Raw genomic sequence first — 17532 nt, 5'->3', positions numbered from 1 at the left:
AGCTAAATTTGCTGTTTCAATCTTGTTTGTTTTGCCTCTCTTAACATCCGTTAAGCGGCTCCCTGTTTGTTGGGACTGCAAAGGTAGTAATGATTTTGATATTGTCAAGAATTTATTTTTCTTTTTTCTTTTTGTTTGTCGCTCTTTTCAGAACTCGCTTACTGTTTCCAGCCCGCTATCATTTACGTTTCCGGTAAACACAAAAAGAAACATTATCTTACTCCTTTATCAGCCTTTCAAATCTTTACTTCTTTATCCTTTTCACTAATCCTCTTCCTCCGAAGCGGAGTGCAAATGTAGAAGAAAAATCCTTGGCTGCAAAACAATATGTAGAAATATCTTGTTATCCCCAGCTAATTCGCTGGGAAACAAGCGCAATCATTTTCACAACACTTCACAGGGGTTTGTGTAAGTTGTACAATAAGGGATTTTGTCCTCATTCAACCTGGTATTTGACTCCCGTTACGAAATAGATCTTGTAAGAAGAACAACAGTTCCGTCCCAATCTAAGACGTCGCCTCTTCTTTTGACATCAAACAGCTGATAACGCTATACCTGAACAACTTACGTGTACACAAGTTAAGTTTGCATGATTATTCGAGGTCTTTATTACTGCATAACCACTCTCAAATCGTGTTTATCGTCGCAATTAACTGCTATTGGGACCTTGGAGCATCAAACATCAGAGCATTATAAGGCACATTAATGGTTAGCATCACATCTGGAAAGCCCATCAGACGCCTATTGTTCGCCTTTCCTTCGGCTGGAGGCGAAGCATAGGCGAACGAAAGGCGAACAATAGGCGAACAAAAGCCGGATAAACTGCGATTCTTCTGCTCGCTTATCTCCATGTTTCTGTCTACTAAGTATACTGGCATTTGTTACAGTGAATAGCTTATTACTGTATGTTGTTTACAGTTATTACTTAATTACTAAATTTGATTTACAGGAATGCTGATTTTATGGTACAATGTTCATCTCTTCATAGGGGTAGTATACTGGCACCTGTTTACAGTAAAAGACTTCTCATGTAACCTAAATTCAGGAATCTACAATGTTCCCGGCAGTGTAGTATATTGCCTGAACACCCGTATTTAATAGCTTGTCAATTTTATTATCTTTATGGTAAGAGCTAAGCTGCCCTCCTTATACCAGTAGATATCTTTAATTTTATCCAAATAAATCAAGCATATGGACGAGCAGCGTACTGTTAAGCGCAATTTTCATTCTACTGTGCATTCTTGCTTTTTACTTTTTCCATCGGGCATATCGCGCGAGAAGGCTACAGCAAGTAATAAGAGCACTGAAATCAGACTGGGCGAAAGAAAATCTATGTTTTCGGGACATGAGCCGTATCTCAGCTTACGACAAACACCTCCATATGCAAAGTCCTATCGCAGCTCGCGGCAGGAAAACTGCGGAAGACCTAAACATGGATGCTGTTTTTGCAAAGCTGGATCGGTGTAAATCGAAGATTGGTCAGCAATACTTATACGCAATGCTTCATCATCCCATCGCAAATAAGGCCGAACTTGAAGAGCGAAATGCTGCCATCACGTTTTTCCAGGAGCAGGAAGAAAGCAGATTAGCGGTGCAAATGGAACTTCAGCAGCTAAATCGAACGCTGAGCTATTCTATTTCAAACATCATCTTTGATTGGAAACTGGACGCTGCAACAAATAAACTACTGATCCTGGCACTAAGCCTCCTACCGCTGTTTATACTCGGATTATGTATATGGGTAAGCAAAGCCTTCGCACTGCTGCTTGCCCTCAGCTTCTTCGTGAACCTGCTTTTCCACTACAGAAACAAGTCGAGGGTAGAATTTTTCATATCTCCTTTCTCCCAGATTCCAGCATTAAGGGCATCCGCATTAAGGCTAAGCAGACTCCACCCGAACTTTCAGAACGAAGAAATTCGGGCTGCTTGCAAGAAATTATCTGCTTTCGGCAGATATTAGTTTCTACTTCAGTCCGAGAAGCCAGGGCAAAATGACTTTTCCGCTTTCTTGTGGCTGTTCCTCGAATACCTCAAGATCACTTTTCTGGTTGAAATCAATTTATTGGACAGGTGCCTAGAAATCTCCAGGGATGGGAAGTCAGAGATCCATACACTATATAAGTATATAGGTAAAATGGATAGCTACCAATCTCTGGCATCCTACCGCGCTGGATTGAAATACTACTGTATACCTGAATTTGATAACAGTCATCCGCACATCGGGCTTGAAAAAGCTTTTCATCCATTGTTAGACCCTTGTCAGCCAAATAGCCTGGTATCCGAAACGAAAGGTATTATTATTACGGGCTCCAATATGTCGGGGAAAACAACTTTCATCAGAACCGTGGCCATAAATGCAATACTGGCGCAAACCATCTGCACAGTATGCGCAAGCAAATACCGCTCGTCTTTCTTAACTGTCCATACCGCTATCGGCATTCAGGATGATCTGCTGGCCGGCAACAGCTATTATAAAGCAGAAATTGATGCAATTCAATATTTTGTGCAGCAAACGAAGCATGGCGCTGGTTTTAATCTCTTTGTAATTGATGAACTTTTTAAGGGCACAAACACGATGGAGCGGGTCGCCGCAGCAAAGGGCGTGTTGGAATACCTGATCAAAGGAAGAAATATGGTGCTGGTATCCACGCACGACCTAGAGCTACCGGAACTGCTTCATCCGGCATATGGGCAATACCACTTCCAGGAGTTGGTTGGAGCAGATGGATATCTATTCGACTACAAAATAAAGCACGGCACCTTAAAAACACGAAACGCCATCAGGCTTTTGGAGGTCTCCGGATTTCCGGAGGAAATTATTAAGTCTGCAAATGGTTATTTGGACGCTACAGTTAATGCACCGCTAAAACCCATGCTTGAAAGTAATGACGCCAGAACAGATCTTAATTAGATCGTTCTGACGTGCTATCAGTTTTATCAAGATTACTTCTTCAAGGTCTTGATTGCGAATTGCAGCTCGGTATCTATGCCTTTTCTAAAATCTGCGACGGTCTGCCCAACTTCGACATCAGGTATCACGCCCTTGCCAACGAAGTCGGCACCATCCGCAAGCTGGTCCCGTTTTGTACAAATGCGCGCAGAAAGGTTGCCTGGAAGCGCAATCATTAAGGGCTGACCAGAGCTTCCGCCAGTCGCCGTTCCGATAATCTGACCACGCTTTAAGGACTTAAATGCTGCCGCGAAATCTTCCGCAGCAGAATAGGTTTTAGCACCTGTTAATACCACCACTGGTTTATTATAGTGAAATTTACCATTAGGGCGCAAAGTACTAGCCCCACCAAAAACTTCCTGTGTATTGTGCCAGGCTCTATAGCTCGGCTTATACTCGCGCGTGTACCATTTATGGATTGGCGCAGCCTCGTTAACGAGGTATGATAAAACATTCCATCCTACCGATGAATTTCCACCGCCGTTATTTCGAACATCAAAAATGATGGCGTCAGCTCTGGAGATTTCCGGATAGTACCTGGCAAAAGCCTTTGCAGCAGAATCCGTATCAAAGGCGTTCAGCGCCACGTAAGCTATATTTCCTTTCAACAGCTTATATTCAAAAGGACTAGATTTGATATAAGCTGAACGGTCTTGCGGTTTGAACCGCTTAATTGTATGTATTGATGTCCGTCCGGATGCATCTTTCAACTCAAGTTTGATCTCCTCATTTAGATCACCAGCAAACAACGCATACTCGAAAGCACGCACTTTCTCATCCTGTGGTGTTGAGGAACTCTGGTAAGGTGTAACATACTTTCTGGCGTATTCCTTAACTGGCAGACCATTTACAGATAGCACCTCCTGCCCTACTTTTATGCCTTGCTGTTTTAAAGCAGGATCAAAGATGTCTACGAGCAATACTTTATCTTCAATCAGGCGACTACGTAGCAAAGGGCGCGAATACACTTGCTCATAGAGTTCTTCTGGTGGATTAACATTGGTATGGCCATCACGCAGCTGCGCGCAAAATTGCGTCATAACTTTATAGTAGTCGATGGTAGACTTGCTTGCCTTCACTTTCGGGAGGTAAGCAAGGTATAAAGAATCGAAGTTCAGGTTTGGAACCAGGTCGAAATTCACGAAGTTGTACTTGGCCTCAGACCAGAACTTAGATAATCCGGCTACTCTCTCGTCCTCTGAAAGTTCGGCTTTATAAGGTGTTTTTAGGGCCTTGCTATTCCAGAAGCCATCCTGATTGAAGTATGTGGCATCAAGTTTTTTCCACTTCTTCGTGTTTTCCTCCACCTGCGCAATCATCGAGTTCCATCGTGTATCCTCATGAAGCGGCTTAAGGTCACTATCATTCTGAATTGTTCTTAGGTTAGAAAATCCATCATCCATTACGGCTTTCTTTAAATAGGCAAAGGCGAGATCGCGATCTCCAGCCAATGAAAAGTAACATGCAGTATTGTAATTAGATATTTCAAAATCGCCATTCTGCAATTGCTTTCGGAGGTTTGCAGCGGGTGAAAGGTCGGGTGCAGGGGCTTGAGCCATACAGTCGGAAAATCCAATCCCTAACGCGAGCATGGATAAGAGTGGTAGTTTGTACTTCATATTGAGCTATGTTAATCTAGTGTTTACCCTAAGATAAAGTATATCGTCTATATATAACTTACAATAACGATCAAAGCAGTATTAAGCTGATGATAGCACTCCGCGACCTGTCGGCAAGCTATTGTAACGTTAACCCAGGCTTAATAACACGATTTTACCTTTGGCGCATTGCACGTTGGCATCAGCATGCAACAAAAGTTAAATCAAAAACATGGAAAAATCTTTACGCCCAAAAATTCTCAAACCAGTTTCACTATGCCTTAGCCTCATGCTTTGTCTTTGTGCAAACCAACAGACTAATGCAAATCCCACTAAATCATTAATCCTTTCGGGCATCTCGCAACCACAGCACATTATATCTGGCCAGATTACAGATGCTGGAACAAACCAAGCCTTACCCGGCGTAAGTATCCGGCTCACAAACTCAAATCAGGGAACCGTTTCGGATGGAAATGGTCGTTACCAAATCAGCGTCACTGGTGAAAGTGCCGTGCTTGTTTTTACATTCGTCGGTTATGCCTCGCAGGAAATTACCGTAGCATCCCGGAAAGTCATTAACATCCAGCTTTCCGAAAATGACAATAAACTAAACGAGGTTGTGGTAACTGCACTAGGCATTACCCGTGAAGCAAAGTCCATTGGATTCTCAGCCCAGAAAGTAGACGGTGACCTATTGAGCGAATCTCATGAACCCAATCTATTAAATACCCTAAGCGGCCGAGTAGCCGGTGTTCAAATCACGAACAGTTCTGGCGGAATTGGAGCATCTGCAAACATCCAGATCCGCGGACAAAATTTTGCCAGTGGATACAACTATAATAACTCGCCGCTTTTTGTGGTAGATGGCGTTCCGATTAGTAATAACAATGAGCAGTCTACCCGGGCATTCAGCGGCAGGCAGGATTACAATAATCCAAATATGACCAGCGGAGAAGGCGAAGTGGATTATGGAAATGCCGCAGCAGAAATTGACCCTAACGACATTGAATCCATCACCGTACTTAAGGGGCCCAACGCCGCAGCATTATACGGTTCCCGCGCTGCAAACGGGGTTGTGCTCATTACAACTAAGACTGGCAAGAACACCAAAGGTGTAGGTGTTTCGTTTAACTCACACACGAGTTTCGAGTCGCCCTTGAAACTTCCTGATTACCAATATGTATACGGACAAGGACGTGACGGCCAATATGCTTACGTGGATGGTGCAGGTGGTGGTATTAACGACAATGTGCTGGAAAACTGGGGGCCTGCAATGAACGGGCAGTTGATTCCGCAGTTTGACTCTCCTATTGATCCGATAACCGGTTCACGCATACCAACTCCATTTGTAGCCTCACCAAATCAGTTGAAAGACTTCTTCGTAACCGGACAAACCTATACCAACAACTTATCCATTGCAAGCAGCAATGATAAGCTGCACTTCCGTTTATCCTATACGAACCTAAACCAAAAAGGGATTGTCGAGAACACCGATCTCAACCGCAACACCATAGGTTTCAATTCAGGCTATGCAATTACACCAAAACTAAAGGTAGACGCGAACCTGAACTATGTGAACACAGCTAGTGACAACAGGACCAGCTATGGGGCTAAAAATGAAGATGCCATTATGAAGATCTTTCTATACATGCCAAGAAACGTAAATATGGCGAGCCTTAGAAATTACTGGTCACCAGGTTCTTCTAACCAACTTCAAAATACGCCGATCTACAACGCGAATGGAGCAAGGCTCAACAACCCCTACTTTGTTGCCAACGAGAACTTAAATGGCAACAATCGCGACCGTGTTTTCGGGAATGTGAAGCTGAGCTATGCATTTTTGCCTAACCTGAGCCTTATGGTTAGAACCGGTCGTGATTTCTATAACGACAAACGTACGATGAGACATGCCACATCAAGTGCCCAGTTCGTTAATGGCAACTACCAGGAAGATGATGTCTACTTCTTGGAAACCAACCATGATGTCCTGCTCTCGTACAACACGAAGTTTAAGGAAAGTTTTTCTTTCAATGCGAATGCCGGAGGAAATCTCCTGACACAGGTATCTAAACGCCTTGGTGCCATCGCAGGAAGACTTGCTATCCCTAATGTTTATAATTTAACAAACAATGCCGTACCTATTGTGGCAGGAAACACCTACCAGGAAAAAAGAATTAACTCTATCTATGCAACTACACAACTCGGCTTTAAAGATGTCGTATTTCTGGACTTGACAGGCAGAAACGATTGGTCAAGCGCTTTGCCTAAACAGAACAACTCGTACTTCTACCCTTCCGCCTCCCTAAGCGTTGTGGCTTCCGACCTATTCAATATGAGTAGCCCTGCTTTGAGCTTTTTAAAACTGCGAGGTAGTGTTTCGTCTGTTCGCCGCGACTTAGAACCTTATCAAACCGCATCTAACTTCCAGGTTTCACAAGGATGGAACGGCGCAACTGTCGCTGTTCATAACAATAATTATCCTAACGCCGATATCCGTCCGGAAAAAGTCGCGTCTTACGAATTCGGGTTTGACTCGCGTTTTCTAAATAACCGTATCGGACTGGATGTAACCTACTATAAAAGTACAACGACTGATCTGATCATTCCGGTGACGCTGAATCCATCTGCCGGCTACGATACCAAACTTATGAATGTCGGTAAAATGAACAATCAAGGCTTGGAAGTTATGCTAAGTGCGACACCTGTTAAGTCGAGCAACTTCAGCTGGGATGCTTCTGTGAACTTTGCCATGAACCGCAATAAAGTAATATCGCTTGCTGAAAACATAGGCATTTCAAGAATTCGACAGCTGGAGCGTTGGGCATCCCTTGAATTAAGAACGGAAAATACAAAAGGTGATGGTTCATTTGGATCATTATACGGGGACTATCTAATCTATAACCAGCAAGGCTTGACACACAGGAACGGCTTGCCCCAAGAAGAAAATGGCGACTGGGGTTATTTGGGCAATGTAAATCCAGACTTTACAGCGGGTATCACCAACAACTTTAGATACAAGAAGGTGTCGTTAAACGTGTTGTTTAGCATGCAGGAAGGTGGTGTTGTGCATTCAAGAACTTACATTGAAGGCATAAACGCAGGAAGTCTGAAAGAATCACTCGTTAACCGGGATGCAAATGGTGCTGGAACAATGATCGGTGGAGGTGTTGATGTGGACACCAAAAACCCAAACACAACCGCCGTGACTGTTCGTAACTATTGGCGCGCCTATTACAACAATGATGCAATTGCAACATTCGACGCATCTTACCTAAAGCTAAGGGAGGTAAAACTGAGCTATGCCCTACCTGCTTTGCTGCTGCAAAAGGTAGCCGTAAAAACCGGTTCCATATCTTTCGTGGGACGGAATCTCTTGTTATGGTCTGATGTACCAAACATTGATCCTGAAGTTTCTGCCTATGATGGACAGTTTCAGGGTGTAGAGGCCATGTCACTTCCATCTACCCGGAGCTTTGGATTTTCCTTAAATCTTAATTTCTAATCTACTTACAAATTATATAATGAAGAAATCATCTATAATGGTTTGCCTGATCGTAGCGTTATTCAGTTCATGCAGCAAATTCGAAGAAATAAATATCAATCCCAATAATCCGGCAACAGTACCTGCCGAAATGCTTTTACCACCACTAATCCAAGGAGCGGCAAATGTTATGACTGCGAGTGGAAGTCGCGCCGGGCAATATGTACAACAACTGGCATGGCTTGGCGGCACCAGCGAAGAGGATGGTCGATACAACCTTACCGGTGCTTCCTATCGTGAAGAGTGGAACGGTGCAATGCGATTGATAAAAGATGTAAATCAGTTAAAAGATATCGGAACAAAGACCAACCTTCCGCAATACGTTGCAGTAGGAACTATTCTTAAAGTCTACATCCTTTCTTTAGTGACCGATGCGTATGGTGACATACCCTATGATGAAGCGGGTATGGGCAACATCAGCGGTATGGAGTTCGCACGCTTTCAGTCCCAACAGGAAGTTTACGGACTGATGTTAAAAGATCTGGAAGCGGCAAACCAGCAGCTGAAGTCGCTCCCAGCAGGAGTTACCATTAACCGCGATATTCTATTTAGCGGGAATACCCTGCGCTGGCGTAAGTTCGCAAATTCACTTGCATTAAGGATTTTGATGAGACAATCTGCCAAAGTCAATGTCAATGAAGCTGTATCAAGAATATTCAATGATCCAGCGGATCATCCGGTTTTTGAAAACAACAATGATCAAGCAACGCTAACTTACAATAACAACACGGATCTTTATTACTGGTTTATCCAGAATCCGCCTGCAGATGGTAGCGGTGTTGATTTCAATGGAAATGCAAGAGTAAGTGATGTGCTGGTAAACCTGCTTAGCAGTAAGAATGACCCACGTCTGGGCATATTTGCGGCACCTACAAAAAACGCTTATAACGCAAGGCTTAAGGATCCTTCAAAGCCCCTAACGTATCGCGGACAGCGTGCAGGCTTAAGTAATGCCGAACAACTTGCTGATTATGCAAGTACGGGTTTGAATAAAGACGACTATTCTGTTATTGGCAAAAGGATCCGCAAAGAGAACCGGGCCTTTCTGATGAGCTATACAGAATTGTTGTTGCTAAAAGCGGAGGCGATTCAGCGCAACATGGGTGTAAATGGTACCGCCGGTGCAGCCTATGAATCCGCAATCAGAGCCTCGATGGAAAAATGGTCTGCAGTAGGAACCGCAAGTCAGGCTGAAACGCCGTTCATTTCCACTGAACAATTGAATGCCTATTTTGCCCAACCTTCAGTAGCACTATCAGCAACAAACCCCATTCAGCAGATTGCCGAGCAACTATGGATAGATGCCTATTTAAATGGCTTTGAGGCTTGGGCTGGCTGGAAAAGACTTGGCTACCCACAATTACGTCCTGGTCCTTCAGTTTTGTCAGCTATTCCGGTCCGATATGTATATTCGGATAATGAACAGAACAATCCAAAGCTACTAGAATGGATACAACAAAATATGGATGGCAAAATGCCTACGCACAATACCAATGTTTGGTTCCAGCCTTAAAAATACATTATACAAAAACCCTTTCATGAACATAACTAATAACAGGTTGAGCAGTATCATGCTCAGCCTACTTTTCTCAAGCGCCTCGATTCCATTGTTTGCTCAACAATACGATGTTGGCCGCAATGCACATTCCCATAATGACTACCTACAACCTCAGCCTTTCTATACTGCACATTCAAATGGCTTCGCATCTATGGAGATTGATGTTTTTCAGCGGGGCACGGCGCTATATGTAGCCCATGCGGAAGAAGAGATTGACCCTAAGCGCACGATAGAAAGCTTATACATCGAACCGTTAATTCGTGAGATGAAGCTGAACGGAAACAATAAAGCTTATAAGAATGGCAACAGGCTGCAGTTTATGATAGACCTGAAAACCAGCGGCACACCGGCTTTGAAATTGCTTGAAGCGAAGTTAAAACCGGTTCGTCACCTTTTTGACGTTAGGAACAATCCGGATGCAGTGAAGCTGGTTATCACTGGTGACGCTCCCGCTGCTGCAAATTTCAAGGATTTTGACGAAATCTTCTTTTTTGACGGTAAACGGAGTACACCTTACACCGCAGATGAGCTGAGCCGTGTGGCTTTTTTTAGCGCGAACTTTCAGGACTTCAGCAAATGGAACGGACTAGGACGCATGACGGCACCAGATTCGCTGCGAGCCAAAAACTTCGTAGATTCTGTACATCAGGTTGGAAAGCCAATCCGCTTTTGGGGGAATCCGGATACGAAGACTTGCTGGCAGGCTTTTATAAAGATGGGTGTAGAATACCTGAATACAGACGCTCCAGCTGAAATGGCAGAGTTCCTAAATAAATATCCAGACAATACCTATACAGCAAAGGGCAGACACGAGGTTTATCAGCCAACATTCAAAACGGATAATGGTAGAGGCAAACCGAAGAACGTTATTCTGCTGATTAGTGATGGATCCGGCTTTTCGTCTTTCTGGGTGGCTGCCACAGCCAACGGCGGGTTGTTGAATGCGACAATGATTAAACATGTAGGCTTTTCAAACACCGCCGCAGCAAATGACTATACCACCGATTCCGCAGCAGGCGCAACGGCCATGGCTACGGGAGAAAAAACGAATAACCGTTACATCGGTATGGATGCTAATGGAAAAGCAATCCCGAACCTTCCAGAAAAACTGGCTGAAATGGGAGTCCGTTCAGGCATTGTCAGCAATGACCGTGTAACTGGAGCCACCCCTTCTTCTTTCTATGCACACCAAACCGAGCGTGATCAGAGCGACAGCATCGCACAGGATCTAAGTCGCAGTCCGCTATCCTTGATCATTGGCGGCAACAACGATGTTTTCAATGCTAACGCTGATGCAATTCTGAATAAGGTGAAAGCAAGTGGAATTGAGGTCCATAAGGGTTTAACAGCTTTGCCTGCAGGTGGCAAGAACAAGCGGGTGCTATGCTTCGACAATGATCGGCCTGCTGAAAACTTCAGACTTATTGAAGAAGCTTTCGATAAAAGTGTGAGATTCTTATCTGCCGATAACAAAAAGGGATTCTTCCTGATGGTAGAAGGTGCAAAGATTGATCATGGCGGACACAGTAATAAATTAAACATAAGTATTGATGAGTATCTGAGCTTTGATCGGGTGATTGGTAAGGCTTTGGAATTTGCAGATAAAGATGGGGAGACCCTGGTGATTATCACCTCCGATCATGAAACGGGAGGATTGATTGTACTTGATGGTAATTATAAGGCGGGGACAGTTATGGCTACGTATACGACTGGTGACCATACAGGGTTACCGGTACCACTGCTCAGTTATGGTCCTGGTGCGAATCAGTTTACTGGCTTTCTACAAAATACCGACATTCCGAAGAAGGTGCTTGAACTTTTAAAGTAGGATTTTCTTAGATTTAGATATGAAGCATTACGACGCCATTGTGATCGGTTCAGGGCAAGCCGGATCTCCACTGTGTAAAGAACTGGCGAAAGCCGGCAAACATACAGCCATCATTGAGAAACGTTTTGTTGGAGGCACCTGTATAAACGACGGCTGTACACCTACGAAGACGATGATCGCCTCTGCAAAGGCGGCACATCAGGTTGCACACTCCGCTCCTCTGGGTGTTCATATAGCGGGCTCCCATATTAATATGAAGGAAATTAAGCAACGTAAAGACGAGTTGGTTGTGAGTTGGCGCGACAGCAGCAGGAACAGTATGGACGAAACTGAAAACCTGGACCTCATCTTCGGAACGGCGACTTTCACCGGACACAAGACACTATCTGTAAAACTTAACGATGGCAAAGAGCTGGAGTTAACGGCTGACCTGATTTTCATAAATGCGGGAACAACACCCATGATCCCGGAAATCGAAGGTTTAGACGAGGTCGGATACTTCACTTCCACCACATTGTTAGATGTAGAAGAAGTGCCGGATCATTTGCTGGTCATAGGCGGCAATTACGTTGCGCTGGAATTTGCGCAGATGTTCCACCGATTCGGAAGTAAGATCTCCCTGCTTGAACGCGGCCCCCGCATTATGGCCCGGGAAGATGAAGATGTTTCAGAAGAGTTGAACGAGATCTTAGTAAACGAGGGATTGAAGATCTATACAAACAGTCAGGCGATAAAATTTGAACGACAAGGCGAATTTATAAAAGCGACCATAACCGTCAACGGCACCGAACAGGAAATAACTTGCTCGCACATTTTAGTGGCAACCGGTCGAAAACCTTTAACAGCCACGCTGGCACCGGAGGTCTCCGGCATTCAGTTGGACGAGAAAGGTTACATTCAGGTAAATGAAAAACTGGAGACCAATGTAAAAGGTGTTTATGCATTAGGCGACATTAACGGTGGTCCCGCATTTACGCACATTGCTTATAATGATTATATCATTGTCTATCGGAACCTGTTTGAAGGCGCCAACCGTAGCACAGCCGGTCGCCCCTTACCCTATTGTATGTTCACCGACCCACAGCTTGGGCGAATTGGATTATCAGAAAAGCAGGCCCTGGAGCAAGGCTATAATATAAAGGTGGCAAAATTACCAATGAAACAGGTGGCACGTGCAACGGAAACTGGGCAAACCGATGGCTTTATGAAGGCCGTTGTAGATGCCGATACCCGGCAGATCCTCGGTGCAGCAATACTGGCTGAACAAGGTGGCGAGGTCATGAGTGTTATACAGCTGGCCATGATGGGCGGCCTTACTTATGATGTGCTTAGGGACGGCGTATTTGCTCACCCCACCTATTCAGAATCCCTGAATAATTTGTTTATGACCCTGGAGGAGTAAGCCTCTAATTTGTCCGTTTACGTTCCTCCTCACTAGCAGTTGTGCGGTTACGGGAGGCGCTCACATTTTTTCCTAGCCGATAAGAAAGGCTGAGGGTTACACTTCTGCTTTCATTATGATGGAAAAACGAACTGCGCTGATCAAGAAAATCTATGCTGATGTTGTTTGTATAAGTATTGAAAACATCATTCGCAACCAGTCTTAAGGTCCCCATACCTTGCAGTACGTTCATCTTAATACCTGCATCGATAGCCGAATTATGGTTTGCGCGGTATATGCCTTGCAAGCCGGGACCGGTGAAAGTTCCGCTCAGCTCCGCCTTTAACGCGCGCTTTTTATCTATAGTAAAGGACTGTTTTATGGTGCCATAGTAGGAAATGATGTTGAAATCATAACTACTACTTAAGTAGGGTGACTTTTCTTGTTGCCAGTAGCCTTCAGCAAGCACATTTATGTCCCACCAGGCTGCTGGTGTAAAATCAGCAGAAAGCTGAAGGCTTGTACTGCGACTTAAGCCAAGGTTTGCCTGGGTACCGAAATAGATTTTCGTTTCGTTATCCTGAATGTTGATATTCGTGAAGAGATCGCGCTTCAGGGTGTAACTGGCCCTGACATGATAGCGCTTATTATAGGAATAGCCCAATTCGATGTTCTGCACAAATGAGGGCTGCAGTGCTGGGTTGCCCACATAAATGTTGTAGGGTGAAGCATAACGCTTCGCTGGATTCAGGCGGTTATACTCCGGACGTTCAATACGGTAAGCATAATTCAGCAGCAGTTCATTGTGCTCGTCGATCTTATATTGCAAGAATGCTGTTGGAAACAATTTGAAATAGTTTCGTTCATTTAGTTCATCAAGCGTGATGGATAAACCACTTGTGCGGGTGTACTCGCCACGCAGTCCCACTTGCACCGACAACTTTCCAAAAGTCCCGGAAAGGCTGGTGTATGCCGCCATAATGTTTTCACGATAAATGAAGCGATTGCCGTTTTCCGGAACCAGGACTAAGTTCGCGGGTTCCCGATTAAAATACGTGAAAGTATTCTGGCTTTTCGTACGACTGTACTTTAAGCCGCTACTGACATCAAATTTCCCGAATAGCTTATCGCTATAATCTGCCTTCGCAGAATAGATGTCGATGTGCTGCGTGCTTGGCGTAAAAATGTGGAACAGATTTGTGGTTTGTTGTCCATCTGGTAGAAAACTGCGGTTGTCGGCATAGGCCTCGCTGCTGCTTTGATACGGTGAATAGTCTAAGTCGATATTTAAAATGCGTTTACCCGAGTCCAGGTTCAGGTTGTAGTTTACATTATATGCAAATTGGTTATTCGTACCGGTCGAGCTGTTGTCAGATATTAATGTAGAATCGAGTCGCATCTGCGTCGTTTCCGCTCTTGTGTCGGTATGCCCTCGGGTATCGCTATTGCGATTGCTGCCATTGATTAGAAATCCTAACACCTGATTGGTGCTGAGTTGGTAATCGGCACCCAATCGGTACGCATGATTATCCGACGTTGTAATGCTTCGATTTACATCTTTCCAGATTGCATTACCAAAATCTATGGTCACGTTGTGATCCTGAAAGGTTTGCCGGTGTATGAATCCGTAACTGCCGTATACATTGAGCTTATTGTTCCTGTAATTGAAAGTGGCGTTCGAATTGTAGTTACTGTAGTTTCCCTGAGTGAATGCGCCATTTAGGGTCAGATTCAGGCCTTCCTGTTTCGCTTTTCGGGTGATGATATTGATCACAGATGTGCCAGCCGCTTCAAATTTTGCCGGTGGATTAGAAAATACTTCGATTTGCGAGACCAGATCTGAAGGCAAGCCCTGAAGATAAGCTGACAGTTCATCGCCGGATAGGCTAAGTGGCCGCCCGTCGAGGTAAACTTTAACGTTCTTCCGGTTAGCAGTGACTTCATTACTACTGGTAACCTGTACACCCGGCGCTTTGCTTAATGCTTCCCATGCAGTGCCACCGCTTGCAAGTATACTTTGCTCCACGTTGAAGGTTACACGATCAATTTTCCGCTGGATCAATGGTTGCTTAAAAGTGACCTGCACTTCTTCCAGTTGCTGATCTTCTGGATGGAGGACCAGCAAAATAGTTTCTTTCGGTAGGGCAACTTCCATGTCGAGTGGCTTATATCCAACAAGGCTTGCTGTGATGCGGTATGTTCCTGCATTTGGAAAGTTCATATGGAAATTTCCAAGGTCGGCGAAGGCCAAGGCAATTTGTTTTTCGCCCTGCTTCAGGGTGATTGTTGCTGCATCAAGCGGCTGACCGTCTATGTTTTTAACTTTTCCAGTGAGTGTCGACTGTGCCTGCGCAATCCAGGGCAGTAGCATGATGTAAATTAGGATGAGCTTTTTCATGTCACAAACCTAATTCAAGGCTATGTAATGGCTCGTTAAGCAATGTTAAACAAGGTTAAATCGTCAGTAATCAGCATTAAAGCCGGCGGATTATGAGCAAATTCGTAGTATGAAATGGTGGTCCAACAAATACACATACCCACTGGTGGCACTGGCCATGCTCGCCAGCATCGCGCTTCAGGCTGCATGGCTGACACAATTGTTCAGCGCGCAACAGGTTCAGGTAAAAAGAGACCTGGAGGAAGTGGTGAAAAATGCGGCGAGCAAGAATGATTACCTCAGCATCATGCATGGTCGCGAAAGAAGTGAGAACTTCCGCAACTTTTTCATTTCACCGGAATGGCTTTTATTTAAGCAATCTTTTATGTCGATGCGCGGTAAAGGCATCGGATCCGCCAGATTCAGCTCGGATCTAGATAAGGATAGTGCGTACATTGACATCAGCCTTAGGATTGCCAACGAAAAACCAAGGACCACTAAAGATAGTAGCCGCGTGACGCACATACTGGATAAAGGGCAAACCATGGCTTCGGCGATAGCCGCCGACCAGCGGGATCTTCGCCGCATGGATAGCCTGGTAAAAGTGGAATGTTCAAGAATGGGGCTGGATGTAAAAAGTACCTACCTTTTGTACAGCTATGATTCCGGCAAACCGAAAAACTATGCCGCCTGGAAGGCTGCGCAAAATGCCGACTACCGCAGTGCCTTATATGCGTATAACCTGAACTTCTTTTTTCACAACTACCAGTTGGTGGTCCCCTCTATTGACAGCGTGGTATTGTACCGGATGCGCTACTACCTGGTTTCTTCATTTTTGATGCTCGGTTTGACTGCTGTTGCATTTATTTTCTTGTTTAAGGTACTCCGAAACCAGCGTCTGTATTCGCAAGCCCGAATTGCTTTTACCGGAAACATGACACACGAACTGAAAACGCCGTTCGCCGTAATTGAAGCCGCTTTAGATGCCATCACCCGATACCAACTATCCCGAGATCCGGCAAAGCTTGAGAAATATCTGGACATCAGTAAGGCGCAACTGAACCACCTGAACCTGATGATTGATAAAGTACTGAACCTGGAGGAACTCGATAATGGAGCGATGAAGTTACGTCCGGAATTGTTTGACGTACAGCAGGGCCTGGAAACGGTTGTGGATTCCATGCGCTTGCGAGAACGTAGTATGGGTGTCAGCATTGATTACATTCCTTCAGAAATACCCTGCTTTGTAGATGGAGACCCGGTCCACTTGACGAACGTATGTTATAACCTTATTGATAATGCACTTAAACATAGCGGTGAGCAGGCAAAAGTGAGGGTTTCCTGCAGCTGTGACCCGACGCATGTTCAGATTAGCATTGAAGACAATGGTCCTGGCATCGACAGGATTTACAGAGAACGGATCTTTGAAAGGTTCTTCAGGGTGCCAGCGCAAGCCGATGTGCATAATGTAAAAGGCTCTGGACTAGGATTGCATTACGTAAAGCAGATTATTGAGCAGCACCATGGCAGTATAGAAGTCAAAAGTGTTGTTGGAAAAGGAAGTAACTTTATCATCAAATTACCTGCATACCATGAAGCATAAGGTACTATATGCGGAGGATGAACCGACGCTGTTGCAAATTATCAGCGACGGACTGACGAGTAGCGGTTATGATGTTGTGGTTGCGAGTAATGGACAGCAGGCTTTGGAACTGTTTCGTGCAGGTCCGCCGGATATCTGTGTACTCGACATTATGATGCCCTTGAAGGATGGGTATACGCTGGCGGAAGATATCCGGAAGCTGGACAATGGTATTCCAATTATTTTCCTGAGTGCTAAATCAATGCCGGAAGATGTGATCAAAGGTTTTAAGAGTGGCGGCAATGACTACCTGAAAAAGCCTTTTAATATGGGTGAATTGCTGGTGCGCATGGAATCGCTACTCAGTCGTTTTGGCGCAGTTGGCGCAAAAGCACCAGAGTCTTCAACCAGAATTGTATTTGGGGCATGCGAGCTGGATCCCCTGAGCCAGGTATTGGTTACCGCTCAGACGACGCACAAGTTGTCTTTTAAAGAAACCGCTTTATTGGAACTGTTATTGAAACATCGTAATGCGCTACTTCCGCGTCAGACTGCATTGCTGGAGATCTGGGGTGATGATGGTTTTTACAATGCCCGCAGTATGGATGTGTTTATGTCCCATCTACGCAAAATGCTGAAAGATGAAGCCAGCGTGCAGTTGATGAGCATCAGAGGTGCGGGCTATAAGTTGATTTTCTAGAGTAGCGCTAAAGCAAG

At 44.8% G+C, this 17532-nt stretch carries 10 protein-coding genes; 8 read left to right on the top strand and 2 right to left on the bottom strand.

Going from position 1 to position 17532, the window contains the following annotated elements; translation table 11 throughout:
* Positions 1–1345 precede the first annotated feature (1345 nt).
* Entirely contained in the window at positions 1346–1960 is a 615-nt protein-coding gene (locus tag IEW69_RS04740) for a hypothetical protein (RefSeq protein ID WP_188625668.1), read from the top strand.
* 102 nt (positions 1961–2062) lie between these two features.
* Positions 2063–2911, top strand: coding sequence for a MutS-related protein (locus IEW69_RS04735; RefSeq protein WP_188625667.1), 849 nt, complete (start codon positions 2063–2065; stop codon positions 2909–2911).
* A gap of 32 nt (positions 2912–2943) precedes the next feature.
* On the opposite strand, the gene IEW69_RS04730 is transcribed toward IEW69_RS04735, so the two are convergent.
* Positions 2944–4569, bottom strand: coding sequence for a S41 family peptidase (locus IEW69_RS04730; protein WP_188625666.1), 1626 nt, complete (start codon positions 4567–4569; stop codon positions 2944–2946).
* Positions 4570–4780: 211 nt separating this feature from the next.
* On the opposite strand from IEW69_RS04730, the gene IEW69_RS04725 reads away from it, so the two are divergent.
* From IEW69_RS04725 to IEW69_RS04710, 4 genes are read left to right on the top strand one after another with little or no spacing between them, the layout of a single operon-like run.
* Positions 4781–8050 (top strand): SusC/RagA family TonB-linked outer membrane protein, encoded by a 3270-nt coding sequence (locus tag IEW69_RS04725; RefSeq protein ID WP_229663511.1) that lies wholly within the window; start codon positions 4781–4783, stop codon positions 8048–8050.
* A gap of 19 nt (positions 8051–8069) precedes the next feature.
* Positions 8070–9602, top strand: coding sequence for a SusD/RagB family nutrient-binding outer membrane lipoprotein (locus tag IEW69_RS04720; protein WP_188625665.1), 1533 nt, complete (start codon positions 8070–8072; stop codon positions 9600–9602).
* 25 nt (positions 9603–9627) lie between these two features.
* Positions 9628–11475 carry an alkaline phosphatase gene (locus IEW69_RS04715; protein WP_188625664.1) on the top strand — a complete coding sequence of 616 codons (1848 nt, stop codon included), beginning with the start codon at positions 9628–9630 and terminating at the stop codon, positions 11473–11475.
* 19 nt (positions 11476–11494) lie between these two features.
* Positions 11495–12877 (top strand): mercuric reductase, encoded by a 1383-nt coding sequence (locus IEW69_RS04710; protein WP_188625663.1) that lies wholly within the window; start codon positions 11495–11497, stop codon positions 12875–12877.
* Between the two features lie 4 nt (positions 12878–12881).
* On the opposite strand, the gene IEW69_RS04705 is transcribed toward IEW69_RS04710, so the two are convergent.
* Complete coding sequence (locus IEW69_RS04705) at positions 12882–15254, bottom strand: TonB-dependent receptor (protein WP_188625662.1); 2373 nt, start codon at positions 15252–15254, stop codon at positions 12882–12884.
* A 109-nt stretch (positions 15255–15363) separates the two neighbouring features.
* Between IEW69_RS04705 and IEW69_RS04700 the strand changes: the two genes are divergently transcribed.
* Together IEW69_RS04700 and IEW69_RS04695 are read left to right on the top strand one after the other, a co-directional pair.
* Positions 15364–16836 (top strand): sensor histidine kinase, encoded by a 1473-nt coding sequence (locus IEW69_RS04700; protein WP_188625661.1) that lies wholly within the window; start codon positions 15364–15366, stop codon positions 16834–16836.
* Positions 16826–17515, top strand: a complete 690-nt coding sequence (locus IEW69_RS04695) for a response regulator transcription factor (RefSeq protein ID WP_188625660.1) — start codon at positions 16826–16828, stop codon at positions 17513–17515. The genes IEW69_RS04700 and IEW69_RS04695 overlap by 11 nt, the downstream gene beginning before the upstream one ends.
* The last annotated feature ends 17 nt before the right edge of the window (positions 17516–17532 follow it).

Origin of the sequence: Pedobacter quisquiliarum (assembly GCF_014642175.1) — a bacterium.
GTDB classification, from domain to species: domain Bacteria; phylum Bacteroidota; class Bacteroidia; order Sphingobacteriales; family Sphingobacteriaceae; genus Pedobacter; species Pedobacter quisquiliarum.
The sequence above is the reverse complement of the archived record's forward strand: the minus strand, read 5'-3'. Positions and strand labels throughout refer to the sequence as shown.